The sequence below is a fragment of the Lonepinella sp. BR2271 genome (genome assembly GCF_051851515.1).
Taxonomy (GTDB): Bacteria; Pseudomonadota; Gammaproteobacteria; order Enterobacterales; family Pasteurellaceae; genus Lonepinella.
The window spans coordinates 1-25,856 of the sequence record NZ_JBPDVF010000010.1 but is presented as its reverse complement, the minus strand read 5'-3'; the positions used below and the strand labels follow the sequence as shown (position 1 = coordinate 25,856).

Here is a 25,856-nt window from a genome sequence, read left to right as displayed (position 1 = left end):
CTTGCAATCGCAAGCCTTTTTGTTATCTATTTACCATTATTGCAAAACAGAAATATCCGCCACTTGCAAGAATAAATCTTGTAACGCTTTCAAAATAGCTAAACGGTTTTGGCGAAGTTTTTGATCATCCGCATTCACCATCACATTATCAAAGAAATTATCTACTGGCTGACGAAGATTGGCTAATTCATCTAACACCGCACTGTAATCACCTTTGGCAATTAATGGCTGTACTGCTTGTTGCAAGGCGACCACGTTTTCTGCTAAGGCTTTTTCCGCAGGTTCAACGCAGGCAGAAAGATCGATACAGCCGATTTCAATATCCGCTTTAGCCAGAATATTGCTTACCCGTTTATTCGCCGCTGCTAAGGCTTCCGCTGAATCCAACGTGCGGAAATGCGACACTGCACGCACTCGGGCATCAAAATCCGCAGGACGAGTTGGACGGCGAGCCAGAACGGCTTGAATTTCGTCCACCGCAATACCTTCGTCTTGATACCACGCACGGAAACGACCGAGCATAAAGTCCACAACGTCATTCACCACATTTTTGTTGGTCAATTTGTCACCAAAAAGTGCGGTAGATTTTTCCACTAAATCGGTTAAATCAAGCGGAAGATTTTTTTCTACAATAATCCGCAATGAACCAAGAGCCGCACGGCGTAATGCAAATGGGTCGGCACTGCCTTTTGGTGCTTGTCCAATGCCGAAAATGCCTGTTAGCGTATCAATTTTATCCGCCAACGCCACCGAACAAGCCACTAAGGAATTTGGCAAATTATCCCCAGCAAAACGTGGCATATATTGCTCGTTTAATGCCACCGCCACGTCTTCATCTTCGCCATCGTGACGAGCATAGTGCATTCCCATTACGCCTTGCGTGTCGGTAAATTCAAACACCATATTGGTCATTAAATCGCATTTTGACAGCAAGCCCGCACGTTTAGCCTTTGCCACATCAGCCCCAATTTGAGCCGCAATTTCACCTGCCAACTGCTCAATACGAGCGGTTTTATCACGCAATGTACCCAGTTGTTGTTGGAACAACACGGTTTCTAAACGTGGCAAACGATCTTCCAAACGTTGTTTTAAATCGGTTTTGAAGAAAAATTCCGCATCGGTCAAACGTGGACGCACTACTTTTTCATTACCTTCAATAATCGCGGTTGGATCCGCTGGATTAATGTTAGAAACAAAAATAAAGTGCGGTAATAATTTGCCGTCTTTGCTGTAAATTGGGAAATATTTTTGGTCGCCTTTCATCGTATAAACCAAGGCTTCCGCAGGCACAGCCAAGAAACGCTCTTCAAATTTTGCAGTCAACACATTTGGATATTCCACCAGTGAAGTGACTTCATCTAATAAGTCTTCATCAATATCCGCCACACCTCCAAGTGCGGTGGCTTTTTCTTGCGATTTTGCCAAAATAATCGCTTTACGCTCATTGAAATCCGCAATCACTTGACCACGATCCGCCAAGATTTGCGGATACTCATCAGCGTGTTGAATTTCAAATTCACGTTCGCCTAAAAAACGGTGTCCACGAATGGTGCGACCGCTTTTCACGCCTAAAATTTCACCGTCAATGAGTTCGTTACCTAACAACATTGTTACGGTGTGCACAGGACGAATAAATTGCACGGACTTATCCGCCCAACGCATTGGTTTTGGAATCGGCAATTTCGCCAGTGCGTTAGCCACAAGATCGCTTAGCAAGGCTTTGGTTGGTTGACCTTGTTGCACCGCACAATGTACCAGCCATTCGCCTTTGTCAGTCGCCACACGTTCCGCTTGATCCACAGTAATACCACAACCTCTCGCCCAGCCTTCAGCGGCTTTGGTCGGATTGCCATTGGCATCAAAGGCTGCTGCAACCGCTGGACCTCGTTTTTCAATTTGCTTACTTGGCTGCTCGGTGGCAAGATCCGCCACTTTCAACGCCAAACGGCGTGGAGCGGCGAACCATTTTACTTGGCTGAATGTTAAACCTGCTTGATTAAGCTCGGCGGTGAAATTCTCCGCAAAAGCCGTGGCAAGGTTTTTTAACGCTTTCGGTGGCAACTCTTCAGTGCCGATTTCTATTAGGAAGTTTTGGGTCATTTTAAAATCTCTGATTAATATAAACTATTTATTTTTTAAAAATATCTTTTATTTTGCCAAAAACAAATGAACCAACAAATAAAATTATGATTAACAATATACTGCCCATAATATTACAGTTTCCATTTGCAGCGCATTCTACACCTGGTTTTGCAAAAACTTCTAATGGTAATATTGAAAGTATCAGAATAATTATATTTTTCATTTTTTACTCCTTAGTATAAAAATGCTTTAGTTTTTAGAAGCATATTGCGATTTTGCTTTCTCAACCGCCAAATACAACCACTTTTCCAACTCTTTCTCCGTTGGCAAATCTTCAAATCTCCCCCTAGCCCCCTCTTTTTCAAAGAGGGGGGATTGTAGAGGTGGGGAAATTTTTTACAATTTTATCAATCACCGTATCAAGTTCGCATAAAACTTCTTGATTATCAAATCTTAACACTTGTAATCCTATTGAATTAAGTTCGGCATCCCGAATACGATCATTTTCCCAATGATCATGTTCATAATGCTGACGACCATCTAATTCAATCACCAAATTTGCTTTGGGGCAATAAAAATCAACAATATAGCTTAATAATGGCTTTTGTCGATAAAAACGAAATCCTAATAACTGATCATTTCTAATTCTTTCCCATAGTCGCTTTTCAGGTTCAGTTTGTGCTGAACGCAATTTTTGTGAATTTAATTTTAATGACGCATTATAAGGTTTCATTTTTTAATTCCCCCTCTTTGAAAAAGAGGGGGTTAGGGGGAGATTTTTTCTCGCTTTTTTAATCTGCAATTCTAATTCTCTCTCCGTTGGTAAAAATGGCAAATACTTGGCACTAAATAACTGCTTGCGATCTGCCAAAACTGAATATTTCGCCACTGCTTCGCTTTTTTCGCTACATAATACTAAGCCGATAGTTGGATTATCATCCGCTCCTTTAATTTCTTGATCAAATAAGCGAACATAAGTATCCATTTGCCCTATGTCTTGATGTTTTAATTTGCCGATTTTTAAATCAATCAACAAAAAGCATTTGAGTTTGAAATTGTAAAACACCAAATCAATATAAAAATCTTCATCATCAAAACGAATGCGTTTTTGGCGTTCCACAAAAGCAAAACCTTTGCCCAATTCCAGCAAAAACAGTTGCAAATTGTTAATAATGGCTTGCTCAACGTCATCTTCTTGATAACTACCATCTTGTAAATTTAAGAAATCCAAAATATAAGGATCACGCAAATAATCTTCAATAGTTTCTTTTAGTTCTTCGGTTTTCTGTTCCGCTTCGATCATCACTGGCGTTTTGTTTTGGCTTGCTAATAAACGTTCGTAATACAACACAGAAATTTGGCGATCTAAGGCTCGAGCTGACCAATGTTGCTCAATAGCTTCATTCATATACCACAGACGAGCCTGCTCATTTTCCACTCGAAGTAAGCGGCGATAGTGAGTCCAACCTAATTCGGGTCTCACTGAGTCCCGAATTGGAAAGGCCATAAAAAATTGTCGCATTTTGCGTAAATTTCGCTCATCAAATCCTTTGCCAAACATCTCCGTTAAGCGTTCAGAAAGATCTTTTAGTACATATTTTCCGTACTCCGCACGGCTTTCGCCCTGTTGTTCATCTTCCACAATCAAACGCCCAATATGCCAATAGGATTGCACCATCGCTACGTTGACCGTTTGGCGAACTTGGTTTCTTGCCTGATGAATAATCTCGGCAATTTGATTTAGCAAAACTTGGTTTGGTTGTGGCAAGTTAGACATTATATTTTCCCTGTTCTTGCCCAAAATATCGCAGCCGCAGTGGCTTGGCCCCTTTAATGCCTTCAGGGTAGTTGTGCATAATTTCTACTGAACGTTGTGCATAATCAAGAGTTTCCGCCAATGAATTAAATGCCCATCCTACGGCTGAAACACGCATTGCAGAACCATTTCCCCAACTATTATAGGCTTCACGCCATTCATCCACTAACCAGCGATGAAAGGAATCCCCATAACCCACCATATAACGTCTGCATAGGGAGCGCATAATTTTAACCAAATCCCCTCCTTGGTTCATTAGCCATTGAGCAATCGCTACGTTACAAACAGTGTCATCTGTAAATAAACTATCAGGATGAAAGATCTCAAAATCCGTATCTCTATAATTATCAAATTCAAATCTTGATCCCGCAATATCGCCGATAACTGCACCTAACATATCTTTTTCCTTTTTATTAATTCGGAACACAATGTGTACCAAATTCGAGAAACACTGTCTATTGAATTAATAAATCAACCATAACTTGTTTTAATATAAAATTAATTTTTGATTTCTTTCGTCCAAGATAAAATGCGTTGATTGCCAATATAAAAATGACGCATTGCATAATCAAAGCCATATAAGTTACTTTCGCTACTGATTCTACTTTGAATATCTTTTTCTAATTTACTTTTTAAACGTTTAACATAATTTGCTGGAATATCATAAAAATGTCGTTCATATTCCTGATCTAAATAAAAATTAATTTGTTCTACTTTTCCTGTTTCAGGACTAATTTCAATATATAAATATTGCAACAAATCATCCACTTTCTGTAATTCTGATGTTGCATTATCAGTCACTTCTCTTACTTTTTCTACACCTTTCTGAACAACTATCTTTGAAACCTTAAATACCCCAATTGCACTCAATATCACAAAAATGGCAATCCCAGCAAGCACAACCTGACCAAGAGCATGGCCAACATTCGCATAAGCTAGAGAAGTTGTTGATAAATAAAATAATATCAAGAGAATAAATTTTTTCATTTTTAATTCCGTTCACTTCGAAGTCTATACAATTTAATATTCTTTATCACCGCATTTCCTTCGTAATAATTAATATGCGGATCGCCGATAATAAAATAATCGGGATATGCCGAGCCAGCTTTCCATATATCTTGGGAAGTATAACTCCCCGCAAAACCTTGATGAATTAGATGCTGATTAAATCTCCCGTCATATTCTTCTGCATGTTGATTATAGTGCCAAATGGGTACACCATTTTCAATAAAGGCATGAGAATAACGTAATCGCTGATACCCAACTCGTGCAAATTTGCCAGACATTTCAAGGGTATAACCTGATTTATTTCTTTCCACCGCAAATTGATAAGTTTCATCAGGCAATAATTCTACCGCACTAACAATGTCATTATTATAATTTACGCCTGTGATTTTTTCTGCGGAATTAAAATTGCCACATTCCGTTTTAAAAATATATTCATTGCCCATGTTATTATTGCTGGCTTTAAATTTATTGCCCTGAATAAAAATCGCATTCACCATATTATAAGGGCTTTCTGGCATAGGAATAATTTGTTTGGTCGCCAAATTACACACTCCATCTCGTTGCGACCAAGCCGCACCACTATTATAGCTATCCATAACCACCTTACGATGAAAATGGATGACTGGATTGCTATGTGGTGCTGGATTGGGGTAATCTAAAATAGCTAAATAATAAAAGCCGTTTTCTTGACTGACATCATAATAATCGCAACGACTTTTATTTTCTAACGCTCCCCTAAATGTCCAAGGATAGCCTGTTTTACAGGGAACAATATCATAGCCATTGCGTTTTCCATCATAATCCCATTGGTGGTTTCGCTTTCCACCAAAATTTACCGCGGTCACGGTCGTTTCTATTCGATAATATTGTGGTAATGGCTGACTGGAACGAAGAATAATGCCACTATCCCATTCAGGCTCATTTAACTTTATTCCCGTAGAACCATCAGCGAATTTCACATTATTCAAATAAGGAATGGCATCAGGTTTTCCATCCAAATTTTTATCTACCGCTGCAATTTCCGCGGTCAACCAACCATCTTGCCCCAAACTAAAACGTTGCCGATAAATGGCAAATTCTTTCATGGCTTGAGAAAATCTGGGATCACTTATAGCCTTAAAGGCTTCTCCGTCATCACCAAACTGATCCACATACCACGGACTTTCTTTTCCTAACGGATCTTTCACCCAATCATAGGTTTGACTATTGATCTCGCGATCAAAATTCTCAGAATACAACAAAATCCAATCTTCTGCCTGAGCAACAGATAGAAAAAAGAACAAGAAAAGAAATACGCTATGTTTCAGCCATGCCATAAGCTACCCTTGGGGTGATTTGCTGGGTTACTTCTTACACCCCGGAAACCCTAAGGCTTCACGACTTGCATAATAAGCCTCTGCCACACCTTTGGTTAAGGTGCGAATCCGCAAAATATACCGTTGACGTTCCGTCACCGAAATCGCTTTGCGTGCATCTAGCATATTAAAGCTATGTGCCGCTTTTAAAATGCGTTCGTAAGCAGGCAATGGCAACGGTTTTTCTAATTCTAACAAGGCTTTGGCTTCTTTTTCGTAATGATCGAAACATTGGAATAAGAAATCCGTGTCGGCATATTCAAAGTTATAAGTAGATTGCTCCACTTCGTTTTGATGGAACACATCGCCGTAAGTGGTTTTGCCGAGTGGACCGTCTGAATAAACTAAATCGTACACAGAGTCCACACCTTGAATATACATCGCCAAACGCTCTAAACCGTAGGTGATTTCGCCTGTGACAGGACGACATTCTAAACCGCCGACTTGTTGGAAATAGGTAAATTGGGTCACTTCCATACCGTTAAGCCACACTTCCCAGCCTAAGCCCCACGCCCCTAAAGTTGGGTTTTCCCAGTTGTCTTCCACAAAGCGAATGTCATTTTGGGTTGGGTCAAAACCGAGCATTTTTAGGCTATCAAGGTAAAGTTCTTGAATATTATCAGGGGACGGTTTAATCACCACTTGGAATTGATAATAATGTTGCAAACGGTTTGGGTTTTCGCCGTAACGACCGTCTGTTGGGCGGCGTGATGGTTGTACATAAGCGAATGCCATTGGCTCAGGTCCTAAAGCACGCAGTGCCGTCATTGGGTGAGAAGTCCCTGCCCCCACTTCCATATCAAAAGGCTGTACAATGGTTGCCCCTTGTTTCGCCCAGTAATCTTGCAGGGCTAAAATCATCCCTTGGAATGTTTTTACGTTAAATGTCGTTGTCATAAGTTATCTCAAAAAAATAATGAAAATTTGCACCGCATTATACGGGAAAATTGATGAATATAAAACGGTTATAAATCACCAAAACACACTTGCAATGCAGTAATCGCCGTTAATGCGGCGGTTTCGGTGCGTAATACACGTTTGCCGAGCAAAATGTCGGTAAAGCCTTGTTGTTCGGTTTGGCTGATTTCTTGTGGCGACAAACCGCCCTCCGAGCCAATCAACAACCGCACGCCAGCCGCAGGAATTTGCGGCAAAGTTTTAATGGAATAATTGGCTCTTGGGTGCAAATTGAGCTTTAACGTGCCATCTTGCTCCGCACACCAATCTTGCAACTTCATCATCGGACGAATTTCAGGCACCACATTTCGCCCACATTGTTCACAAGCCGCAATAGCAATTCTCTGCCATTGCTGAATTTTTTTCTCCATCCGTTCTGCATCTAATTTTACGCCACAACGTTCTGACCAAAGTGGCGTAATTACATTCACGCCCAATTCCACGGATTTTTGAATAGTAAATTCCATTCGCTCGCCACGAGAAATCACTTGTCCTAAATGGATTTTTAACGGGCTTTCTCGGTTATCAAGTTGACGATCTAAAATTTCTACACTGACCGTTTTTTTACTGCTTTCAGTAATTTGAGCGGAATAACTATAATTTGAACCATCAAACAGCTCTAATTTTTCGCCCACTTGCATCCGCAATACTCGCCCAACGTGATTGGCAGCCTCTTCACTCAGTTGGCATTGCGTTTGATTTTCTAAAGGTTCGGGGTGATAGATTCTGGGTATTCTCATGGCTATTTCATATTTTTCATCAAGTCTCGCTATAATAAAGCAAAATGCGGTGAAAAAAAACAAGGTTTTTTAAGGTTATTCGTAATTCAAATAAAAAAGTTCTGCACAAGACAGAACTTCTTTTTGAATAAGGAATTGCAAAATTGAGAGCAAATGCCGACGGTGATTATTCCACGTAACGACTAATTGCCCCCGCAATTTCCGTATCTTTATATAAGGCAGACACAACATCTTTTAAGGTGGCATCTAAGGATTTTTGAATATCGTTATTGTTCACACCTAATGCGCCTTCATCAATGCGACTTGCGCCGAAGTTTTTGGTGAAGTTGCCTTTGATACCTTGCACATGCACTTCTAACTGCACTCTGGAACTGATTTTATGGCGAATATTGCCTTCTTCGACTTTGGCATAAAATTCTTTCACCGTCACAAGCACATTGGTATTCACGCCATTTGTGGCTAAACGGAAACCTTTTGCGTTCAAGTCTTGTTGTACCACTTGTTGAAATAATTTTTCCACTGCTGGCGAAGAATAAAGTTTAAATAATGCACTATTAAGGGTGTAACTTGACACCTCGGCTTGACTCCGTCCATCTTTACTCACCACATTTACAATGGCTTTTTGATTTTGCGTATTAAATGCGGTTGTGGCCGTTGGGGACTGAGGATTAAAGGTTAAGGTATTGCTCGGCGTGGAAGAACAGCCGGCTAATAAAAGGGCCCCTAATGCGAATGCCCCCCATGAGAATTTTTTAATCAATGTCATAATTGCTCCTTTTAGTAAGATGAAATTTATATGCACATATTCTTGCAAACTTCGTCAATAATGTATAGCCTTTGCGTAAAATTTTATGATAGGAAAGCCATTATGTCAAAACAACAAGAATTAGAGCAACGTTTAATTAACGAATTTCAACCGCACTTTGTGAAAGTGGAAAATGAAAGCTACATGCACAGCTCAGGAAAAGGGGCCGATTCGCATTTTAAAATTGTATTAGTCAGCGACAAATTTAATGGACTTCGCCAAGTGGCAAGGCACCGTTTACTGTATCAACTTTTTGCACAAGATTTAGCCCAAGGCATTCATGCCTTAGCATTGCACACTTATACGCTATCGGAGTGGCAAGCCTTACAAGGAAATTATCCAATGTCGCCCAAATGTGTCGGGGTGGGACAATAACGCTTTTGGGGTAGTTGAAAAACATCTTTACTTTTTTTTAACAAAAATAGGGAAAAAAATACGGTTAAACTGGAAGAATAATCAAATTTTGGTTAAAATACCTTGTTATTATTGTTTTTTATGAACAACAACACCGAATTTGAGTTTTTTATTTTTATGATTTCTTGGGGGACTGTCTTGATTCTCCCTATGTTATCGCTCAAAGTGCGGTCATTATTTTGGAATTTTTCTAAAATAATGGCTTAATTTTCAACCCTAACGAAAAAGTAGTGCAAATAATGATTACGATTAAAAAAGGCTTGGATCTTCCTATTGCAGGAAAACCAGAACAAGTCATCCGTGACGGTAATGCCGTAACTGAAGTTGCTATGCTTGGCGAAGAGTATGTGGGTATGCGTCCTTCGATGAAGGTACGTGAAGGTGATGTGGTGAAAAAAGGTCAGGTACTTTTTGAAGATAAAAAGAACCCTGGCGTGGTTTTCACTGCTCCTGCAAGTGGTACTGTCACGACGATTCATCGTGGTGCCAAGCGTGTATTGCAATCTGTGGTGATTGCTCTGGATGGTAACGAACAAGAAACTTTTGCTAAATACGAAGTTTCTGCGTTAAATCAATTAAGCGAACAAGAAGTTCGTCAAAATCTACAATCTTCTGGTTTATGGACCGCATTTCGTACCCGTCCATTCAGTAAAATTCCAGCGGTTGATGCGGTTCCATCGTCTATCTTTGTGAACACCATGGATACCAATCCATTGGCAGCGGATCCTGCGGTAATTATTGAGCAATATGCCGATGATTTCGCTCATGGTTTAACCGTGCTAGGTCGTTTACACAACAAAATTAATTTGGTAAAAGCTGCTGGTGTTACCCTACCAAGTGTAGGAACCGCAACCGTTCACGAAGTGAAAGGCGTTCATCCTGCAGGATTAGTGGGAACACACATTCACTTTATTGATCCTGTCAGTTTCACCAAACATGTGTGGCATTTGAATTATCAAGATGTGATTGCGATGGGTAAATTATTTACCACCGGTGAATTGTTTACCGACCGTATCGTGTCTTTAGCCGGTCCACAAGTGAAAAATCCACGTTTAGTGCGGACCCGTTTAGGAGCGAATTTATCGCAATTAACCGCTAATGAGCTAAATGCCGGTAACAACCGTGTGATTTCAGGTTCCGTGTTAAACGGTGTCACCGCACAAGGCCCACATGATTACTTAGGTCGTTACGCCCTACAAGTCTCCGTGTTAGCCGAAGGTGACGAAAAAGAATTTATGGGTTGGATTACGCCACAAGCAGGCAAATATTCCATTACTCGTACCGTATTAGGTCACTTTAGCCGTAAATTATTCAATTTTACCACCGCAGTTAACGGTGGCGATCGTGCCATGGTGCCAATTGGTTCTTATGAACGTGTGATGCCGTTGGATATTTTACCCACCTTATTATTGCGTGATTTAGCCGCAGGTGATACGGATTCTGCCCAAACCCTAGGTTGCTTAGAGTTAGATGAAGAAGATTTAGCCCTTTGTACCTATGTTTGCCCAGGTAAAACCGATTACGGTGTCCTGTTACGTCAAGCATTAGAAAAAATTGAGAAGGAAGGTTAAAAATGGGGTTAAAACATCTTTTTGAAAAAATGGAACCCGCATTCCTACCTGGTGGTAAATTTGCCAAACTTTACCCTGTGTTTGAAGCAATGTTTACTTTGCTTTACACGCCAGGTACGGTAACAAAAAATGGGACACACGTACGTGATGCGATTGACTCAAAACGTATGATGATCACCGTTTGGTTAGCGTTGTTCCCTGCGGTATTCTATGGTATGTACAATGTGGGTCATCAATCCATTCATGCCATTGCTAGCCTTGGCACCACGGTTGATGCCTTAGCGGCTCATGACTGGCATTATGCCATTGTTCAGTTATTAGGTTTAGACGTTTCTGCAGATGCCGGCATTGGTAGCAAAATGGCACTGGGTGCGGTCTTTTTCTTACCAATTTACTTAACCGTTTTCTTGTTAGGTTCAGCGATTGAAGTGGGCTTTGCGGTCGTGCGTGGCCACGAAGTTAACGAAGGGTTATTCGTTACTACGATTCTGTTCGCTTTAGTGGTGCCACCAACTTTACCACTATGGCAAGCAGCGTTAGGGATTACTTTCGGTTTAGTCGTAGCGAAAGAAGTCTTCGGCGGTGTCGGTAAAAACTTTATGAACCCTGCTCTCGCTGGTCGTGCATTCTTGTTCTTCGCTTACCCTGCTCAAATTTCAGGTGATGCGGTGTGGACAGCAGCGGATGGTTTCTCAGGTGCAACAGCGTTATCCCAATGGGCACAAGGTGGTGAAGCGGCATTAAAACACATCTCTACTGGTCAACCAATTACGTGGATGGATGCGTTTTTAGGCAATATCCCAGGTTCCATGGGTGAAGTTTCTACCCTTGCCTTAATTATCGGTGGATTGATTATTTTATTCGCTCGCATTGCGTCTTGGCGGATTATTGCCGGTACGTTCTTAGGTATGGTGATTACAGCGACAGCCTTTAACTTAATCGGTTCTTCAACCAACGCCATGTTCTCCATGCCTTGGCACTGGCACTTAGTGTTAGGTGGTTTTGCGATTGGTATGATCTTTATGGCGACTGACCCTGTTTCAGCGTCATTTACTGAAAAAGGTAAATGGTGGTACGGTGCGTTAATCGGCTTTATGGCCGTGTTAATTCGTGTCGTCAACCCAGCTTACCCAGAAGGGATGATGTTGGCTATTTTATTCGCTAACTTATTTGCTCCATTGTTCGACTACTTAGTGGTGCAAGCAAATATCAAACGTCGGAGAGCTCGCAATGTCTAAATTTAATAAAGATAGCGTCGGCGGCACATTAACCGTCGTGGTGTTATTGAGCTTAGTCTGTTCTCTTGTGGTAGCCGGTGCGGCAGTGCTGTTAAAACCTACGCAAGATATTCAGAAACAACTTGATAAACAAAAAAATATTTTACAAGCGGCTGGTTTAATGCAGCCCAACATTAATGTGCAAGAAGTCTTTGCCAAATCCGTTGAGCCTAAAATCGTGGATTTAGCCACTGGTGACTATGTAGATGGCGTGAAGAACTTTGACGCGAAAGTGGCGGCTAAAGATCCAGCGACCAGTATTGCCATCAGCCCTGATGACGATAAAGCACACATTAAAGTGCGGGCAAAATATGCCGAAGTTTATTTAGTCAAAGATGATGCAGGCAATACTACTCAGGTCGTATTACCAATGTATGGTAATGGCTTATGGTCAGTGATGTATGGCTTTGTTTCGGTAGCCACTGATGCCAATACGGTAAAAGGTATCACCTACTATGAACAAGGTGAAACCGCTGGTCTGGGTGGTGAAATTGCGAATCCGCTTTGGCAGAAAAAATTTGAAAATAAGAAAATCTTCAACCCGCAAGGTGACGTTGCTTTAGGTGTACACAAAGGTGGTTCTGCTGATGTAGAACATGGTGTGGATGCTTTATCTGGTGCAACCTTAACCTCTAATGGTGTAGATGGTTCAATTAAATATTGGTTCGGTCCAAATGGTTTCGGTCCATATTTGACCAAATTCAAAGCAGCAATGGGGGCAAACTAATGGCTAGCTCTAATTACAAAAAACTGTTGTTATCCCCAATTGCGGATAGCAACCCGATTGCATTACAAATCCTCGGGATCTGTTCTGCATTGGCGGTAACGACCCAATTACAAACAGCGGTCGTGATGGCTATTGCGGTAAGTTTAGTAACGGCTTTTTCAAGTTTATTTATTTCACTTATCCGTAATTACATTCCAAACAGCATTCGTATTATCGTACAAATGGCGATCATTGCCTCCTTGGTAATCTTGGTTGACCAAATTTTACGTGCTTATGCCTATGATTTATCCAAACAACTTTCGGTATTCGTTGGCTTAATTATCACCAACTGTATCGTCATGGGACGTGCGGAAGCCTTTGCGATGAAATCTGCTCCATTAGAAAGTTTTGTGGACGGTATCGGTAACGGTTTAGGTTATGGTGCCATTTTAGTCACCGTGGCATTTTTACGTGAATTAATTGGTTCAGGTAAACTTTTCGGTGTGACTATCTTCCAAACCATCAATGATGGCGGTTGGTATCAAACCAATGGGTTATTCCTATTAGCACCAAGTGCATTCTTTATTATCGGTTTCCTAATCTGGGGTTTAAGAACCTGGAAACCTGAGCAAGTGGAGAAATAAAATGGAACATTATTTAAGTCTATTTGTAAAGTCTGTATTCGTTGAGAATATGGCACTTTCTTTCTTCCTTGGTATGTGTACATTCCTTGCGGTGTCAAAGAAAGTTTCAACCGCCTTTGGTTTAGGGATTGCGGTTATCGTGGTATTAGGTATTGCGGTGCCTGCTAACCAATTAGTGTTTACTCACATCCTAAAAGATGGGGCTTTAGTGGAAGGGGTAGATTTAACCTTCTTAAACTTCATCACCTTTATCGGTGTGATTGCGGCACTGGTACAGATCCTTGAAATGGTATTAGATAAATTCTTCCCAGCCCTTTATAGTGCGTTAGGGATCTTCTTACCATTAATCACGGTAAACTGTGCGATCTTCGGTGGCGTATCTTTCATGGTGCAACGTGAATACAACTTCCCTGAATCCGTGGTTTATGGTATCGGTGCAGGGACTGGCTGGATGTTAGCGATTGTTGCATTAGCGGGTTTAACTGAAAAAATGAAATATGCTGACGTACCAGCAGGTCTCCGTGGTTTAGGGATTACCTTTATCACCGTTGGCTTAATGGCGTTAGGCTTTATGTCATTCTCAGGCATTCAATTATAAGGAGCGTATCGTGGATAGTAATTTTATTTTCGGTATCGGCATTTTTACAGCCCTTGTATTAGTGCTTGCAGTAGTTATTTTATTCGCTAAATCTAAATTAGTGGATTCGGGCGATATTACCATTTCTATCAATGATGATCCTGAAAAAGCGATCACCTTGCCAGCCGGTGGTAAATTATTAGGTGCTTTAGCCAGCAAAGGGATTTTCGTCTCCTCCGCTTGTGGTGGCGGTGGCTCTTGTGGTCAATGTGTGGTAAAAGTGAAATCAGGCGGTGGTGAAATTCTGCCAACCGAACTTTCGCATATTACCAAACGTGAAGCAAAAGAAGGCTATCGTTTATCTTGCCAAGTGAACGTCAAATCTTCTATGGATATTGAATTGCCAGAAGAAATCTTTGGTGTGAAAAAATGGGAATGTACCGTTATTTCTAACGATAACAAAGCCACGTTCATCAAAGAACTTAAATTGGCCATCCCTGAAGGTGAAGAAGTGCCATTCCGTGCTGGTGGCTATATTCAGATTGAAGCAGAACCACATACTGTGGCATACAAAGACTTCGATATTCCAAAAGAATACCATGAAGACTGGGATAAATTTAATCTCTGGCGTTATGTGTCAAAAGTCGATGAACATATTATTCGTGCGTACTCTATGGCATCTTATCCAGAAGAAAAAGGCATTATTATGCTTAACGTACGTATTGCCACACCGCCACCACGCAATCCAGACGTACCACCAGGTCAGATGTCCTCTTATATTTGGTCATTAAAACCAGGTGATAAAGTCACGATTTCAGGGCCATTTGGTGAATTCTTTGCCAAAGAAACCGATAATGAAATGGTCTTTATTGGTGGTGGTGCGGGTATGGCACCAATGCGTTCGCATATCTTCGACCAATTAAAACGCTTACACAGTAAACGTAAAATGACTTTCTGGTACGGTGCACGTTCTAAACGTGAAATTTTCTATGAAGAAGATTTCGATATGTTAGCACGTGAAAACGACAACTTTGAATGGCATATTGCCTTATCTGATGCGTTACCAGAAGATAACTGGACAGGTTACACCGGCTTTATTCACAACGTGCTTTATGAAAACTATCTGAAAAATCATGAAGCCCCAGAAGATTGTGAATACTATATGTGTGGACCACCGGTGATGAATGCAGCGGTAATCAAAATGCTAGAAGGCTTAGGCGTTGAACACGAAAACATCTTATTAGATGACTTTGGTGGTTAACCTTTATCCCCATACTTGCGTATGGGGAGCAGCATGGTGTCGCTACTCCGTAGCTTTGTAAAAAAGATTCGGAGCATCGTTACTTTTTATAACCCTGTACGCAAGTGCAGGGTTAAAAACATAATAAAACAAGAACATGAGATATTCTATAAAATATTTATTCATACTCGCCCTAAGCCTTTTTCTCGTTGCTTGTGGCAAAGATCCCGAAATTATCACCCTATCAGGCAAAACCATGGGCACCACCTACCATATCAAATATATTGATAATGGCAATGTAAGCCAACAAGCAGAACAAACCCATGAACAAATTGAAGTGATATTGAAAAAGGTGAATGACCAAATGTCCACCTATATTCCGACATCGGAATTAAGCCGTTTTAATCAAAATACACAAGTCAATCAATCCATTGAAATTTCCCCTGAATTGGGCAAAGTAATGGCGGAATCTATCCGTTTAAACAAATTAACAGACGGTGCATTAGATGTCACAGTGGGGCCTTTAGTCAATTTATGGGGATTTGGTCCTGATAAACGGTTGAATAAACAACCTAGTCAGCAACAATTAAATGAACGTCTCGCACAAGTGGGTATTGATAAATTAAAACTAAGCAAAAGTGCGGATAAATTTAGCCTAGAAAAAAGTATTCCAGAGCTTTATGTAGATTTATCTTCTATTGCCAAAGGCTACGGCGTGGATCAAGTGGCAGATTATTTAGATCAGCTCCATATTGCCAATTATCTGGTCGAAATCGGGGGAGAAATCCGAGCCAAGGGCAAAAATGCGGAAAACAAAGACTGGCAAATTGCCATTGAACAACCGAATGCTGATGGTTCTCGTTCCGCCCAAAAAATTGTCGGCTTGAAAAATTTAGGCATGGCGACATCTGGAGATTACCGTAATTATTTTGAACAAAATGGTATTCGTTATAGCCATGAAATCGATCCTAAAACAGGTTACCCAGTGCAACATAATCTCGCCTCGATCACGGTATTACATCCTTCTGCCATGACTGCAGACGGCTTATCCACGGGATTATTCGTACTAGGCGAACAAAAAGCACTGGAGATAGCAGAACAACAAGGCATTGCCATTTATATGATTATTAAAACCGATAAAGGTTTTGAAACCAAAATGTCATCAAAATTTACCGCACTTTTAGCGGAACAACATCAATAAGGAAATATTATGCAAGTTTTTTTAGTTACCTTTGGCATTTTTATGCTGGTTATTTTCGGCATGGCGTTAGGGTATATTGTTAAACGTAAATCTATTCAAGGAAGTTGTGGGGGCATTTCTGCGTTAGGCATGAAAAAAGTTTGTGACTGTGATGAACCTTGTGATAATTTGAAAAATAAAGTAGCCAAAGGTGAAGCCGATCCAAAAGAATTAGAACGCTTTGCAAAACCGACGTTTTATGAAGTGAAGTAATGTAGAATCCTCACCCTAGCCCTCTCCCAAGGGGAGAGGGAACGATTTTTAGGGCGAAGATTAAAATAAAATTATTCCTCATTCTGTCCCCTCTCCCTTTGGGAGAGGGCTAGAGTGAGGGTAAAAAAAGAGATACCCTATGCAATCAAAAACCTATAACGATCATTTCCCAACCCTAACCCCCGATCAACTCGCCCAAAACCAAACCAAAAAAGTTATTGTGGGGATGTCAGGTGGTGTAGATTCCTCGGTTTCCGCCTTTATCTTGCAACAACAAGGCTACCAAGTGGAAGGCTTGTTTATGAAAAACTGGGAAGAAGATGATGACACCGATTATTGCACCGCAGCTGCTGATTTGGCGGATGCACAAGCGGTGGCGGATAAATTGGGGATGAAATTACATAAAATCAATTTTGCAGCGGAATATTGGGATAATGTCTTTGAGCATTTTCTTAGCGAATATAAAGCAGGCCGTACGCCAAATCCTGATATTCTCTGTAATAAAGAAATCAAATTTAAAGCCTTTTTAGAATATGCGGCAGAAGATTTAGGTGCGGATTATATCGCCACAGGGCATTATGTTCGCCGTTCAGGTGATGATGAGCATGCTCAATTATTACGTGGTTTAGATAGCAATAAAGATCAAAGCTACTTTCTTTATACCTTAAGTCATCAACAAGTTGGGCAAAGTCTATTCCCCGTAGGCGATATTGAAAAGCCCATTGTTCGAGCCATTGCCGAAGATTTAGGTTTAGTCACTGCCAAGAAAAAAGATTCCACCGGCATTTGCTTTATCGGTGAACGCAAATTCAAAGATTTCTTAGCACGTTATTTGCCTGCTCAACCGGGTGAAATCCGTACCGTAGAGGGTAAGTTAGTAGGTCATCACGACGGTTTAATGTATCACACCTTAGGACAACGTAAAGGCTTGGGTATTGGTGGCGTACAAGGATTAAGCGAAGAACCTTTTTATGTAGTGGAAAAAGATTTAATCAATAATGTGCTTATTGTGGCACAAGGTCATGATAATTCAGCCTTACTTTCAACCGGTTTAACCGCAAGCCAACTGCATTGGATCGATCGCCAACCTATTCGCCAAAATCTACGCTGTACCGTAAAAACACGTTATCGTCAGGAAGATATTGCTTGTGAAATTATCCCACTAGATGATGATAATATCCGTGTCGTTTTTGATGAACCCCAAATCGCTGTCACTCCTGGGCAAAGTGCGGTGTTTTATCTGGGAGAAATTTGTTTGGGTGGCGGGGTGATTGAAACGCAAGTGAAATAATTCTGTTTTTGAATGTTGAGCTATGACTTGATAAATGAATGTAACCCATAAAAAAAAGAGGCATAATGGACAAAATGGTTGCTAATTTCTGATCAATGATGCCTATTGGACAAAATGGTTGCTATTTAGTATTTTCTTTGAGCCTATCCCATATTTTGTGTAAACACCAATTTCACTTAAAGGTGATCATTTAAGCGATCACCAAATTCTAGCACAAAATGGTTCAATGCTGCTCGCCAATTTCGGATTGGCATTGACCATTTTTTAGACGCATCTTTAATCGCAAGCCAAACTATTTTAATCACGGATTCGTCAGTCGGAAAGACATTTCGTTTTTTAATCACTCGTCAAATCACGCTATTTAACGATTCTATCGCATTCGTCGTGTAAATTGCATTACGAATATCGTCAGGATAGTTGAAAATCGTGGCTAAATTCGCCCAATGCGTTCGCCAGCTTTTGGCGATTAATGGGTATTTTGCTTGCCATTTTTGCTCAAAATTAGCCAGTGCCTGTAGGGCTACCTGCTCCGTAGGTGCTTGATAAATCAGCTTTAAATCCGCTGTGACGGCTTTGTAATCTTTCCAAGTGACATATTTCAAACTATTACGAACCATATGTACGATACAAAGCTGAATTTTCGTGTCAGGAAAGACCGTATTAATCGCTTCAGGAAAGCCTTTTAAGCCGTCAATACAGGCTATCAGAATATCCTGTACGCCACGATTTTTAAGCTCGGTTAGTACGTTTAACCAAAATTTTGCCCCTTCATTTTCGGCAATCCAAAGCCCCAAAAGCTCTTTACGCCCTTCCAAATTCACGCCAAGAGCGACAAACACGGCTTTATTGATAATCCTTCCATCTTGGCGAACTTTCACCACAATGCAATCCAAATAAACAATGGCATACACCGCATCAAGCGGTTGATTTTGCCACTCAATAATGCGTTCTTTGACCGAATCTGTCACCCGAGAAATCAGGCTCGGTGAAACATCGGCATCGTAAAATTCCTTAAAGGAATCAACGATTTCCTGATTACTTAACCCTTTGGCATATAAGGCAATAATTTGCTCATCCATACCCGTGATGCGAGTCTGATTTTTCTTAATAATCTGGGGCTCAAAGGTGCTATCACGATCTCGTGGAATGTTGAGTTCAATATCCCCCTCATCGGTGAGCAATGTTTTTTGACTATAACCATTTCGGCTATTTTTAGCCCTTCTTGGCTGATTTTTCTCATAACCAAGATGTTCAGTAAGCTCAGTATTGAGAGCAGTTTCCACGGTGATTTTTTTCAGCATTCGAGAAAGCTGATTGAGATCTTCTGGCGTTTTGAGGTTTTTAGCTAATTCATTAGCCAATGCTTTAATTTGTTGTTCGTTCATCATAAAAATACCTGTTTTTGGTTATTATCTCAGAAACAGGTATTTACACAAATTTTGTTATAGGCTCTTTTCTTTCACTGAATAGCAACTTTTCTTATTCAAAAAGTTGTTTTATATCAATCTAACCCTTATATAAATTAGAACCTATCAATTACAGTAATATATTTGGTTACCAAATTGGTTACTATAATAAAATGTATCATCATAAAATGAACAATAAATGATCTTGTTTCGATCACCTAGTTTAACTGCTGATAAATTATACAAAAGATTGTCAAAAAGTTAAATATGAAGTTATAAAAATCTCTTTCTCATCTAGTCTAGTGTAACAATATTGTATCTGTCTAGTTGTCAAACAATGTTGTTCAAATTAGGCTCAACTAAGCCAAGTAAGAAATAACGGTCTGTAATAATATGTTAGTTACCATTGATTCTAATTACACTTTTAGTGATTAATATCTGATATGGGATAATACGTTGTTACTGCTTAAATTAATCATTAATATACTCAATGATTATCTGATATGGCTTGATATTGTGTTACTCAATGGAGAAAGAGAATGTTTACTCAAAATAATTACACCTTAAATGATTTTAATCGCAGTTTAGCAAACAAGATAAAATCAACCGATAATTTTGATAATGGTGTACGTTTAAACGAAAAAGATATTGCGTTAAGTCATAAGTATATTCAGTTTAATGATTTATTCATTAAATTTATGGTCTTTGATTTAGATAGAGAAAATTCAGCAATGGACTGGGATTTTGTTGGGTTACCACCACCAAATATAGTGGTTAAAAATAAGCTCAATGGTCGTTGCCATTACATTTATGCGCTTGAATCACCAATTTGTAATACCAGTAAAGCTCGATTTAAACCGATTGCCTATTTTAAGAAAATTCAACGAGCCTATGTTGAAAAATTAGGTTAGGACAAGCATTATGTGGGTGTTTTTACAAAAAATCCGAATTCTGATTTTTGGCAAACAATTGTTTTCAATGTGCCTGCATACAGTTTAGATTATTTGGCAGATTTTGTTGAATTATCAGATAAACCTGTATGTTATAATGATGATGAAGTAGTCGAAGGTAGAAATTGCGATTTGTTTAGACAAATAACAAGAATTGGTTATCGTGAAGTTTTAGGTTTCAAAAAAGAACATCAACAACAAGAACAATTTAATCAGTATTTGTTGTCCATTTTAGAGCAGTTAAATCAATCGCAGCAACCGCCATTGAATTATCGTGAATTAAAATCGATTGCAAAAAGTGCAACACATTGGATTTGGGAGCGATTTTCTGAATCTGAATTTAAGCAAATTCAGTCTAATCGGTCTAAACTGCGGTGGAAAAATCAACAAATTGCTAAAGATGAATTGATTAACAAATATGGTAAAAATAAACCTGAGATACCTTTGAAAAAATTAGCTGAATATTTTAATGTTAGTTTAGCGACGATTAATCGTTGGGCAAAAGAATTTGGTTGGGTTAAATCAAATACGGATTCAATCAAACAATCGCAATTAAAATATCAACAGATTTTAGATTTCAGAAATCAAGGTGTTAAATGGCGAGATATTGCACAGAAATTAAGTATTTCAGAGCATAATGCAAAAATGTGTTTCAAGCGTTATCATCAAGCCCGTACCTAAATGAAAGCCGTCAAGATTATTTTTTGACGGCTTATTTTTTATGCTTTACAAGTTTCAAGATAGCTTAAAACCTATGTTTCAGGGATTCGCACTTGTCGCCCAAGTTTAATGGATAATAATTTTTTTGATTCAATTAAGCGTAAAATGGTGGAGCGACTCACCCGAAAGCGATCTTGTAATTCTTTAATAGTGAAATAATAACCAATATTATCTTGTAGTAACATATAAAGCCCTTTTGATTCTCTTGTTATAATGGATTTTTAAAGAGCTTAACACTCATTTTTTCAAAATAACTTCATATTGATAATTTTTTTAATTGTTCTTGCGAGTAAGAATTTTGCTTGCTAACTGCGTTGGAACATTCTAAGCAAAAAGATAAGTTCATCAAGATCAAGTTTGATTAGTATTGTTTCAAGGAGCTTTTGAGTATCTGAATCAAAGTGCGGTGGAAATTTTGGAATATTTTTCATCATTTTTTATTCTCTATGTACATAATTTAATGAATCTAAAATATTTATGTAAGCTAAAATGTGCCTAAATGATCCGTAGCAACATTTTAACAAGAGAAATGTGTTGCCCTATTAGGGTTGATGAAAAGATCTGCTATGGATCATTTAGATACAATTTACGTTAATTCTTCAGTTCGTTCAATGTAATATTTGTAATTGCAACTACGGCAACAATAGACATATTTTTTAACCACTTTAGTACATTTTATATGACGTTCTCGTCTTTTTCCTGTAGCCGTTCGCTCATCAACTTTTTTACTTGTATTGTAACGATCTATAATCTTTGTACTATCTAATTTGAAACTATCTTTTGCATTACATTTAGGGCATATTTCACAAAAGAAACCAAATAATTTAAGAAATCTTTTTATTAATTTACAAATAAATTCTATGATAATAACAAAAAAACCAAGACCTAATATAATCCCAATGATTGTAATAATAGCGTCCAAAATTTACTCTCCATCATCAATTTCGTAATCAATATCCCCTATATTATCGGGATCTGTGTTTGTCAATTGTAAACATGTTCTACCTATTGTTTCCATTTTGAAATCATCTGGGCAACCAAAAGTTGTCTGATCTTTAGCATATTTTACTAAACATTGAGCAAATTGTTTTGGTGTATCTTTGAATGTCAATATGCACGTTTCTTTTGGGGGTGTTTCACCATTAATAGTCACACCTCGAGCATTAAATTTTATTGTGTCACTATAGGAATATACTTGTGTGGAAAGCACTAGACATAAAAGAGAAAATATCTTTTTCATTTTATTCTCCGTTATTCAAAGTATTAATAATTTTTCCTTTTGAGTCATAAATATAATATTGGAGTTCTCCAACATCATCAGGAAACACTCGACTTTTTAGTAAACAATTATCAGCAATATAGTTCATTTTTTCATCTGATGGACAGGCACCATTACTGGCTAATATTTTGAAATCATCAGAAACACATTTCGCAAATCGCCCATTAGTATTTTTGAAAGTTAATTTGCACTTTTGATTCTGAGAGGGTGTATTCCCTTTTAGATTAATTTCTACTTTGTCTGTAACAGCATAGACATTTGTGGCGAATAAAGCTACAATCAACAGATATAAGGGCTTGATAGAGAATGACATAAAAATCTCCTAACATATTGAATAAGTGTATTTTATAGTCCATCTATCTTTAATTACAGTAACCCTAAAGGAATGTTACTACTATTTTTACGGTATATAAAACCCACAAATTATGGTGATTGTATGAAATTAAATCAAAAAGTAAGAACAATACGAGAAATGAATCATTGGACTCAAGAACAAATGGCTGAAAAATTAGATATGTCAGTTAATGGCTATGCAAAAATTGAACGTGGTGAAAGTAAGTTAAGTTTGGAAAAGCTAGAGCAAATTGCTAATCTTTTTAATATGGATGCCTTGGAATTTATGAATGCCACCCAAAAGGGAGTATATTTCTTACACAATGATAGTGTTGATAATAATGTTGTTTATTATGGTCAAAATGATGAATCGTTACTCGCTGAAATTGAAAAATTAAAATTAATGTTAAAACATAAAGATGACTTGTTAGAACAAAGACAGCAAGAAATCAATAGGTTAGATAGAATTGTTAATTTGTTAGAACAAAAATAAATAAAAATCCATTATTGGGTATTATGCTATAAATTGAAACTACCTTTGATACAACTTTCAACAAAATCCCCCCAATCATTCATCAATGGTTTTCGTTGTTCAAGGAATGTTGAACGATTATAGGCATTACGCACTTGATTTGCACTTCGGTGTGATAAACAGGCTTCAATGATTTCAACATTCACATCAATAAATTTTTCACTCAAATAGGTGTTAGCGATAGAACGCAAACCGTGTGATGTTAACTGCCCCTTATACCCCATTTGTTTAATCGTATTATTAGCAATCTGTGAACCTATTGGTTGCGATGGTTTCTTCATACTTTGAAAAATATAAGGACTACGACCTGTCATTTTTTGCAATTTTTGTAAAATCTTCACCGCTTGTGGAGATAATGGAATGGTAAATGCTCGTTTCATTTTCATGCGTTCAGAGGGGATATGCCACAAGGCTTGTTCAAAATCAATTTCAGTCCATTTGGCATTAGACGCTTCTTTAGGTCTTGCCATTGTCAACAATGAAAATTCAATCAAGGATTTGATAACTAAATCGGCGTGTGAATCACGCAATGCGGCAAAGAATTCAGGTAAATCTTCGGGGCGAATAGTAGGGTGATGTGTTACTTTAGAACGCACAAATGTGTCAGCAATATCAGCACATTTATTGAACTCAATAATACCACGATTAACCGCAAACCGCATAATTTCATTGATTGTTTGCAAAAGAGATATACCTGTTGAATTGACACCACGGTTAAACAAGGGTTTAACCATTTCAGTGACTTGTAATGGTTTAATACTTGCAATCGGTAAATGAGCGAGTTCAGGAAAAGCATAAAGTTCTAATCTACGCCAATGGTTATTCAGGGTTACTTGTTTAATTTCAGCGGATTTCTTTTGTTTCCATTGTTCGGCAATAGCTAAAAAGGTGTGTTGTGTCGCTTGTAACTTCTCTTGTTTTTCAGCTTTGATATGTTCTTGTGGATCAATATGATTAGCAAGCAGTTGTTTGTATTCATCTCGCAACGTACGAGCTTTTAATAACCCGATTGCTGGGTACATACCCAATGCCATTTTTGTTCTTTTTTTGGTCACTGGGTGATAATAGTTAAAACGCCAAGATTTAGAACCTGTGGTTGAAATCAGTAAAAACAATCCACCACCATCAGTTAATGTATATGGTTTATCGCTTGCCTTTGCCTTTTTGATTTCCGTATCAACAAGCTGATGAACTTTCTTAGCCATAAAATCCCCATTATTATTGTTGTTTAATGTTTAATCATTAAACAATATTTTGACCTTGTTTAGTAACCAAAAAATTAAGCCATCTTGCATTTAGATACCAAAATGGTTACTAAAAAACTGAATTTTGATGATATATTCTGAATTATAATGAGTTACTGGAATTATGTAAATCCATTGATATACAAGGTATTATGGTATTTCCTGATATATGGTGAAATATCATAGCAATTTATATTCAAAAAATCCTTTATAAACATAATCTTAATAAAGCTACTGTTCAAAAAACTGAATGGTTTCTTTAGAAATATTGCCTCTTTTTTCATATCCCACACTGTCACAGCTCAGTTTCTTTTTAGAAAATTTCAGATATGTTTGAGCACTAGCATTACCTGAACCTAAGTCTTCAACCAGATATAAGTTTTTTCCGCTTTTCAATGTCAATTTATAAAAAAATGCTGAGCGTCGATATGCATAACAAGTTTGTTTTAAAATCTCAATTTTGACATCATTTGGGCTGAGTTCTAATAGTTTATAAAAATTTGTACGTGTAAAATTTAGCACTGAACTAAACTTCAAACGTAATATTGGACGAGTTTTATCATCAGTATCAACACTCCCGATGACCTCAGAATAACGATTTTTATCACTGAACAATTCTTTATTATACCAAGAAAAAATATCACTGTTGACCAAATTAACATCCAACTTAAGGTTAGGCCAATCATCTGTATATTGTCTTTTAAAATATTGCTCAAATTCTACACTATTATTGCTAGTTGCTAATTTTTCATAGGTTTCATAATCCGGCATCTTGGAATCCTTTAAAGCCGATGTTAAAAATTGGCTCGCTTCAGCACAACTACTTAATAACATAGGCAAGGCAAGCCATAAAACAGATTTTTTCATAAAACACTCCTTTATCAATCACGTTTATTTATATTTCGAATAATATAGTTTTAAACAACTTTTAATACCTTGTTTAAACCCACCAATATCATCAATCAGGCATTTATTGCTTGTGCAAGAAAGCGCATATTCGACTTTATTAAGTTCATTAAAATTACGGAAAGAGACTTGAACATTGCCATTGGGTAAGGTTCGGTATTCAATCGTACGTTTGATTTCCTGCTTATCATAATCTTGCGCACTAATAATAGGATCAAAATCAATACAACTTTCACCAATTTTCTTTGCTACTCGGTCATCCCAATCTATTACTTTTTTAAAGTCAGCTGTCGCCAATTTATAATAATTCGGCCATTTATCACTAAATAAAGGCTGATAAATTTTCTTAACTGTTGCAATTTTTAGATCATCGATGGAGGCTTGAGCAGAAATTGCCAATCCCGCCAATGCTAATGCAATCATAGCTTTCTTCATGTTGAAACTCCTATTAATTATTTTTATATACAGAGGTGTTTTAGTTGTTATGTCAATAACAACTAAAAGGATTATAATCCTTGCGAAAATTGACTATTTTTCAATCTAATGTAGG

At 38.3% G+C, this 25,856-nt stretch carries 30 protein-coding genes and 1 pseudogene; 13 read left to right on the top strand and 18 right to left on the bottom strand.

The genetic code is table 11. The features are described from left to right. Positions 1-36: 36 nt before the first annotated feature. From glyS to ACTG7X_RS08560, 10 genes are all read right to left on the bottom strand, one after another. On the bottom strand, positions 37-2,100 hold the full coding sequence (gene glyS, locus ACTG7X_RS08605; protein ID WP_439258075.1) for a glycine--tRNA ligase subunit beta: 2,064 nt from the start codon (positions 2,098-2,100) through the stop codon (positions 37-39). Positions 2,101-2,128: 28 nt separating this feature from the next. Next, positions 2,129-2,305 (bottom strand): hypothetical protein, encoded by a 177-nt coding sequence (locus ACTG7X_RS08600; protein WP_439258074.1) that lies wholly within the window; start codon positions 2,303-2,305, stop codon positions 2,129-2,131. Positions 2,306-2,443: 138 nt separating this feature from the next. Then, the gene (locus tag ACTG7X_RS08595) at positions 2,444-2,815 is read right to left on the bottom strand and encodes an endonuclease domain-containing protein (RefSeq protein WP_439258073.1); all 372 of its coding nucleotides are present in this window, start codon (positions 2,813-2,815) and stop codon (positions 2,444-2,446) included. 3 nt (positions 2,816-2,818) lie between these two features. Continuing rightward, entirely contained in the window at positions 2,819-3,859 is a 1,041-nt protein-coding gene (locus tag ACTG7X_RS08590; protein ID WP_439258072.1) for a PDDEXK nuclease domain-containing protein, read from the bottom strand. Continuing rightward, positions 3,852-4,295 (bottom strand): ADP-ribosylglycohydrolase family protein, encoded by a 444-nt coding sequence (locus ACTG7X_RS08585; RefSeq protein ID WP_439258071.1) that lies wholly within the window; start codon positions 4,293-4,295, stop codon positions 3,852-3,854. The genes ACTG7X_RS08590 and ACTG7X_RS08585 overlap by 8 nt, the downstream gene beginning before the upstream one ends. 101 nt (positions 4,296-4,396) lie before the next feature. Next, positions 4,397-4,885 carry a hypothetical protein gene (locus ACTG7X_RS08580; protein ID WP_439258070.1) on the bottom strand — a complete coding sequence of 163 codons (489 nt, stop codon included), beginning with the start codon at positions 4,883-4,885 and terminating at the stop codon, positions 4,397-4,399. 2 nt (positions 4,886-4,887) lie between these two features. After that, positions 4,888-6,222 (bottom strand): hypothetical protein, encoded by a 1,335-nt coding sequence (locus ACTG7X_RS08575; RefSeq protein ID WP_439258069.1) that lies wholly within the window; start codon positions 6,220-6,222, stop codon positions 4,888-4,890. Between the two features lie 27 nt (positions 6,223-6,249). Beyond that, complete coding sequence (gene glyQ / locus ACTG7X_RS08570) at positions 6,250-7,158, bottom strand: glycine--tRNA ligase subunit alpha (RefSeq protein WP_386689237.1); 909 nt, start codon at positions 7,156-7,158, stop codon at positions 6,250-6,252. Between the two features lie 68 nt (positions 7,159-7,226). Continuing rightward, complete coding sequence (gene rsmE, locus ACTG7X_RS08565; protein WP_439258068.1) at positions 7,227-7,958, bottom strand: 16S rRNA (uracil(1498)-N(3))-methyltransferase; 732 nt, start codon at positions 7,956-7,958, stop codon at positions 7,227-7,229. A gap of 166 nt (positions 7,959-8,124) precedes the next feature. After that, positions 8,125-8,724, bottom strand: a complete 600-nt coding sequence (locus ACTG7X_RS08560) for a YajG family lipoprotein (RefSeq protein WP_439258067.1) — start codon at positions 8,722-8,724, stop codon at positions 8,125-8,127. Between the two features lie 102 nt (positions 8,725-8,826). Here ACTG7X_RS08560 and ACTG7X_RS08555 point away from each other — a divergent pair, with 102 nt between their 5' ends. The 10 genes from ACTG7X_RS08555 (at position 8,827) to mnmA (ending at position 17,936) form a co-directional block, all read left to right on the top strand. Then, complete coding sequence (locus ACTG7X_RS08555) at positions 8,827-9,138, top strand: BolA family protein (RefSeq protein ID WP_439258066.1); 312 nt, start codon at positions 8,827-8,829, stop codon at positions 9,136-9,138. Between the two features lie 278 nt (positions 9,139-9,416). After that, positions 9,417-10,748 (top strand): Na(+)-translocating NADH-quinone reductase subunit A, encoded by a 1,332-nt coding sequence (locus ACTG7X_RS08550; RefSeq protein WP_439258065.1) that lies wholly within the window; start codon positions 9,417-9,419, stop codon positions 10,746-10,748. Positions 10,749-10,750: 2 nt separating this feature from the next. Further along, on the top strand, positions 10,751-11,986 hold the full coding sequence (locus ACTG7X_RS08545) for an NADH:ubiquinone reductase (Na(+)-transporting) subunit B (RefSeq protein ID WP_439258064.1): 1,236 nt from the start codon (positions 10,751-10,753) through the stop codon (positions 11,984-11,986). Continuing rightward, positions 11,979-12,752 (top strand): Na(+)-translocating NADH-quinone reductase subunit C, encoded by a 774-nt coding sequence (locus tag ACTG7X_RS08540; protein ID WP_439258063.1) that lies wholly within the window; start codon positions 11,979-11,981, stop codon positions 12,750-12,752. Before ACTG7X_RS08545 ends, ACTG7X_RS08540 begins: the two co-directional genes overlap by 8 nt. Continuing rightward, the gene (locus ACTG7X_RS08535) at positions 12,752-13,375 is read left to right on the top strand and encodes an NADH:ubiquinone reductase (Na(+)-transporting) subunit D (protein ID WP_439243711.1); all 624 of its coding nucleotides are present in this window, start codon (positions 12,752-12,754) and stop codon (positions 13,373-13,375) included. The genes ACTG7X_RS08540 and ACTG7X_RS08535 overlap by 1 nt, the downstream gene beginning before the upstream one ends. Before the next feature lies 1 nt (position 13,376). Further along, positions 13,377-13,973 (top strand): NADH:ubiquinone reductase (Na(+)-transporting) subunit E, encoded by a 597-nt coding sequence (gene nqrE / locus ACTG7X_RS08530; RefSeq protein ID WP_439243713.1) that lies wholly within the window; start codon positions 13,377-13,379, stop codon positions 13,971-13,973. 10 nt (positions 13,974-13,983) lie between these two features. Further along, a complete protein-coding gene (gene nqrF / locus ACTG7X_RS08525) occupies positions 13,984-15,213 on the top strand; it encodes an NADH:ubiquinone reductase (Na(+)-transporting) subunit F (RefSeq protein ID WP_439243716.1) in 1,230 nt (409 codons plus the stop codon). Between the two features lie 136 nt (positions 15,214-15,349). Next, complete coding sequence (locus tag ACTG7X_RS08520; RefSeq protein ID WP_439258062.1) at positions 15,350-16,393, top strand: FAD:protein FMN transferase; 1,044 nt, start codon at positions 15,350-15,352, stop codon at positions 16,391-16,393. A gap of 9 nt (positions 16,394-16,402) precedes the next feature. Further along, a complete protein-coding gene (gene nqrM / locus ACTG7X_RS08515) occupies positions 16,403-16,645 on the top strand; it encodes a (Na+)-NQR maturation NqrM (protein WP_439258061.1) in 243 nt (80 codons plus the stop codon). A 139-nt stretch (positions 16,646-16,784) separates the two neighbouring features. Then, positions 16,785-17,936, top strand: a complete 1,152-nt coding sequence (gene mnmA / locus ACTG7X_RS08510) for a tRNA 2-thiouridine(34) synthase MnmA (protein ID WP_439258060.1) — start codon at positions 16,785-16,787, stop codon at positions 17,934-17,936. Between the two features lie 176 nt (positions 17,937-18,112). Here the strand turns inward: mnmA and ACTG7X_RS08505 are convergent. Continuing rightward, positions 18,113-19,321 (bottom strand): annotated as a pseudogene (locus ACTG7X_RS08505) (IS256 family transposase). 560 nt (positions 19,322-19,881) lie between these two features. On the opposite strand from ACTG7X_RS08505, the gene ACTG7X_RS08500 reads away from it, so the two are divergent. Together ACTG7X_RS08500 and ACTG7X_RS08495 are read left to right on the top strand one after the other, a co-directional pair. Beyond that, positions 19,882-20,253, top strand: coding sequence for a replication initiation protein (locus ACTG7X_RS08500; RefSeq protein WP_439258059.1), 372 nt, complete (start codon positions 19,882-19,884; stop codon positions 20,251-20,253). 12 nt (positions 20,254-20,265) lie between these two features. Continuing rightward, a complete protein-coding gene (locus ACTG7X_RS08495; protein WP_439258058.1) occupies positions 20,266-20,973 on the top strand; it encodes a primase C-terminal domain-containing protein in 708 nt (235 codons plus the stop codon). A gap of 71 nt (positions 20,974-21,044) precedes the next feature. On the opposite strand, the gene ACTG7X_RS08490 is transcribed toward ACTG7X_RS08495, so the two are convergent. The 4 genes from ACTG7X_RS08490 to ACTG7X_RS08475 form a co-directional block, all read right to left on the bottom strand. Beyond that, positions 21,045-21,197, bottom strand: a complete 153-nt coding sequence (locus tag ACTG7X_RS08490) for a helix-turn-helix domain-containing protein (RefSeq protein WP_439258057.1) — start codon at positions 21,195-21,197, stop codon at positions 21,045-21,047. 401 nt (positions 21,198-21,598) lie between these two features. Beyond that, on the bottom strand, positions 21,599-21,934 hold the full coding sequence (locus ACTG7X_RS08485) for a hypothetical protein (RefSeq protein ID WP_439258056.1): 336 nt from the start codon (positions 21,932-21,934) through the stop codon (positions 21,599-21,601). A 3-nt stretch (positions 21,935-21,937) separates the two neighbouring features. Continuing rightward, the gene (locus tag ACTG7X_RS08480; protein ID WP_439258055.1) at positions 21,938-22,252 is read right to left on the bottom strand and encodes a hypothetical protein; all 315 of its coding nucleotides are present in this window, start codon (positions 22,250-22,252) and stop codon (positions 21,938-21,940) included. A gap of 1 nt (position 22,253) precedes the next feature. Continuing rightward, entirely contained in the window at positions 22,254-22,604 is a 351-nt protein-coding gene (locus tag ACTG7X_RS08475) for a hypothetical protein (RefSeq protein ID WP_439258054.1), read from the bottom strand. A gap of 123 nt (positions 22,605-22,727) precedes the next feature. Between ACTG7X_RS08475 and ACTG7X_RS08470 the strand changes: the two genes are divergently transcribed. Next, positions 22,728-23,117, top strand: a complete 390-nt coding sequence (locus tag ACTG7X_RS08470) for a helix-turn-helix domain-containing protein (RefSeq protein ID WP_439258053.1) — start codon at positions 22,728-22,730, stop codon at positions 23,115-23,117. 26 nt (positions 23,118-23,143) lie between these two features. On the opposite strand, the gene ACTG7X_RS08465 is transcribed toward ACTG7X_RS08470, so the two are convergent. The 3 genes from ACTG7X_RS08465 to ACTG7X_RS08455 form a co-directional block, all read right to left on the bottom strand. Next, positions 23,144-24,361, bottom strand: a complete 1,218-nt coding sequence (locus tag ACTG7X_RS08465; protein ID WP_439258052.1) for a tyrosine-type recombinase/integrase — start codon at positions 24,359-24,361, stop codon at positions 23,144-23,146. Positions 24,362-24,631: 270 nt separating this feature from the next. After that, on the bottom strand, positions 24,632-25,267 hold the full coding sequence (locus ACTG7X_RS08460) for a hypothetical protein (protein WP_439258051.1): 636 nt from the start codon (positions 25,265-25,267) through the stop codon (positions 24,632-24,634). 24 nt (positions 25,268-25,291) lie between these two features. Continuing rightward, positions 25,292-25,741 carry a hypothetical protein gene (locus tag ACTG7X_RS08455; RefSeq protein ID WP_439258050.1) on the bottom strand — a complete coding sequence of 150 codons (450 nt, stop codon included), beginning with the start codon at positions 25,739-25,741 and terminating at the stop codon, positions 25,292-25,294. Positions 25,742-25,856: the final 115 nt, after the last annotated feature.

Excerpts from the sequence above, each read along its gene's own strand:
- ACTG7X_RS08500 (WP_439258059.1), top strand. The coding sequence starts at position 19,882 with ATGTTTACTCAAAATAATTACACCTTAAATGATTTTAATCGCAGTTTA.
- ACTG7X_RS08590 (WP_439258072.1), bottom strand. The coding sequence starts at position 3,859 with ATGTCTAACTTGCCACAACCAAACCAAGTTTTGCTAAATCAAATTGCC.
- ACTG7X_RS08520 (WP_439258062.1), top strand. The coding sequence starts at position 15,350 with ATGAGATATTCTATAAAATATTTATTCATACTCGCCCTAAGCCTTTTT.
- ACTG7X_RS08465 (WP_439258052.1), bottom strand. The coding sequence starts at position 24,361 with ATGGCTAAGAAAGTTCATCAGCTTGTTGATACGGAAATCAAAAAGGCA.
- rsmE (WP_439258068.1), bottom strand. The coding sequence starts at position 7,958 with ATGAGAATACCCAGAATCTATCACCCCGAACCTTTAGAAAATCAAACG.
- nqrE (WP_439243713.1), top strand. The coding sequence starts at position 13,377 with ATGGAACATTATTTAAGTCTATTTGTAAAGTCTGTATTCGTTGAGAAT.
- ACTG7X_RS08580 (WP_439258070.1), bottom strand. The coding sequence starts at position 4,885 with ATGAAAAAATTTATTCTCTTGATATTATTTTATTTATCAACAACTTCT.
- ACTG7X_RS08480 (WP_439258055.1), bottom strand. The coding sequence starts at position 22,252 with ATGAAAAAGATATTTTCTCTTTTATGTCTAGTGCTTTCCACACAAGTA.
- ACTG7X_RS08490 (WP_439258057.1), bottom strand. The coding sequence starts at position 21,197 with ATGTTACTACAAGATAATATTGGTTATTATTTCACTATTAAAGAATTA.
- ACTG7X_RS08470 (WP_439258053.1), top strand. The coding sequence starts at position 22,728 with ATGAAATTAAATCAAAAAGTAAGAACAATACGAGAAATGAATCATTGG.
- ACTG7X_RS08600 (WP_439258074.1), bottom strand. The coding sequence starts at position 2,305 with ATGAAAAATATAATTATTCTGATACTTTCAATATTACCATTAGAAGTT.
- ACTG7X_RS08545 (WP_439258064.1), top strand. The coding sequence starts at position 10,751 with ATGGGGTTAAAACATCTTTTTGAAAAAATGGAACCCGCATTCCTACCT.
- ACTG7X_RS08455 (WP_439258050.1), bottom strand. The coding sequence starts at position 25,741 with ATGAAGAAAGCTATGATTGCATTAGCATTGGCGGGATTGGCAATTTCT.
- ACTG7X_RS08540 (WP_439258063.1), top strand. The coding sequence starts at position 11,979 with ATGTCTAAATTTAATAAAGATAGCGTCGGCGGCACATTAACCGTCGTG.
- ACTG7X_RS08595 (WP_439258073.1), bottom strand. The coding sequence starts at position 2,815 with ATGAAACCTTATAATGCGTCATTAAAATTAAATTCACAAAAATTGCGT.
- ACTG7X_RS08555 (WP_439258066.1), top strand. The coding sequence starts at position 8,827 with ATGTCAAAACAACAAGAATTAGAGCAACGTTTAATTAACGAATTTCAA.
- ACTG7X_RS08575 (WP_439258069.1), bottom strand. The coding sequence starts at position 6,222 with ATGGCATGGCTGAAACATAGCGTATTTCTTTTCTTGTTCTTTTTTCTA.
- nqrM (WP_439258061.1), top strand. The coding sequence starts at position 16,403 with ATGCAAGTTTTTTTAGTTACCTTTGGCATTTTTATGCTGGTTATTTTC.
- ACTG7X_RS08585 (WP_439258071.1), bottom strand. The coding sequence starts at position 4,295 with ATGTTAGGTGCAGTTATCGGCGATATTGCGGGATCAAGATTTGAATTT.
- ACTG7X_RS08550 (WP_439258065.1), top strand. The coding sequence starts at position 9,417 with ATGATTACGATTAAAAAAGGCTTGGATCTTCCTATTGCAGGAAAACCA.
- mnmA (WP_439258060.1), top strand. The coding sequence starts at position 16,785 with ATGCAATCAAAAACCTATAACGATCATTTCCCAACCCTAACCCCCGAT.
- ACTG7X_RS08475 (WP_439258054.1), bottom strand. The coding sequence starts at position 22,604 with ATGTCATTCTCTATCAAGCCCTTATATCTGTTGATTGTAGCTTTATTC.
- glyQ (WP_386689237.1), bottom strand. The coding sequence starts at position 7,158 with ATGACAACGACATTTAACGTAAAAACATTCCAAGGGATGATTTTAGCC.
- ACTG7X_RS08535 (WP_439243711.1), top strand. The coding sequence starts at position 12,752 with ATGGCTAGCTCTAATTACAAAAAACTGTTGTTATCCCCAATTGCGGAT.
- ACTG7X_RS08460 (WP_439258051.1), bottom strand. The coding sequence starts at position 25,267 with ATGAAAAAATCTGTTTTATGGCTTGCCTTGCCTATGTTATTAAGTAGT.
- glyS (WP_439258075.1), bottom strand. The coding sequence starts at position 2,100 with ATGACCCAAAACTTCCTAATAGAAATCGGCACTGAAGAGTTGCCACCG.
- ACTG7X_RS08560 (WP_439258067.1), bottom strand. The coding sequence starts at position 8,724 with ATGACATTGATTAAAAAATTCTCATGGGGGGCATTCGCATTAGGGGCC.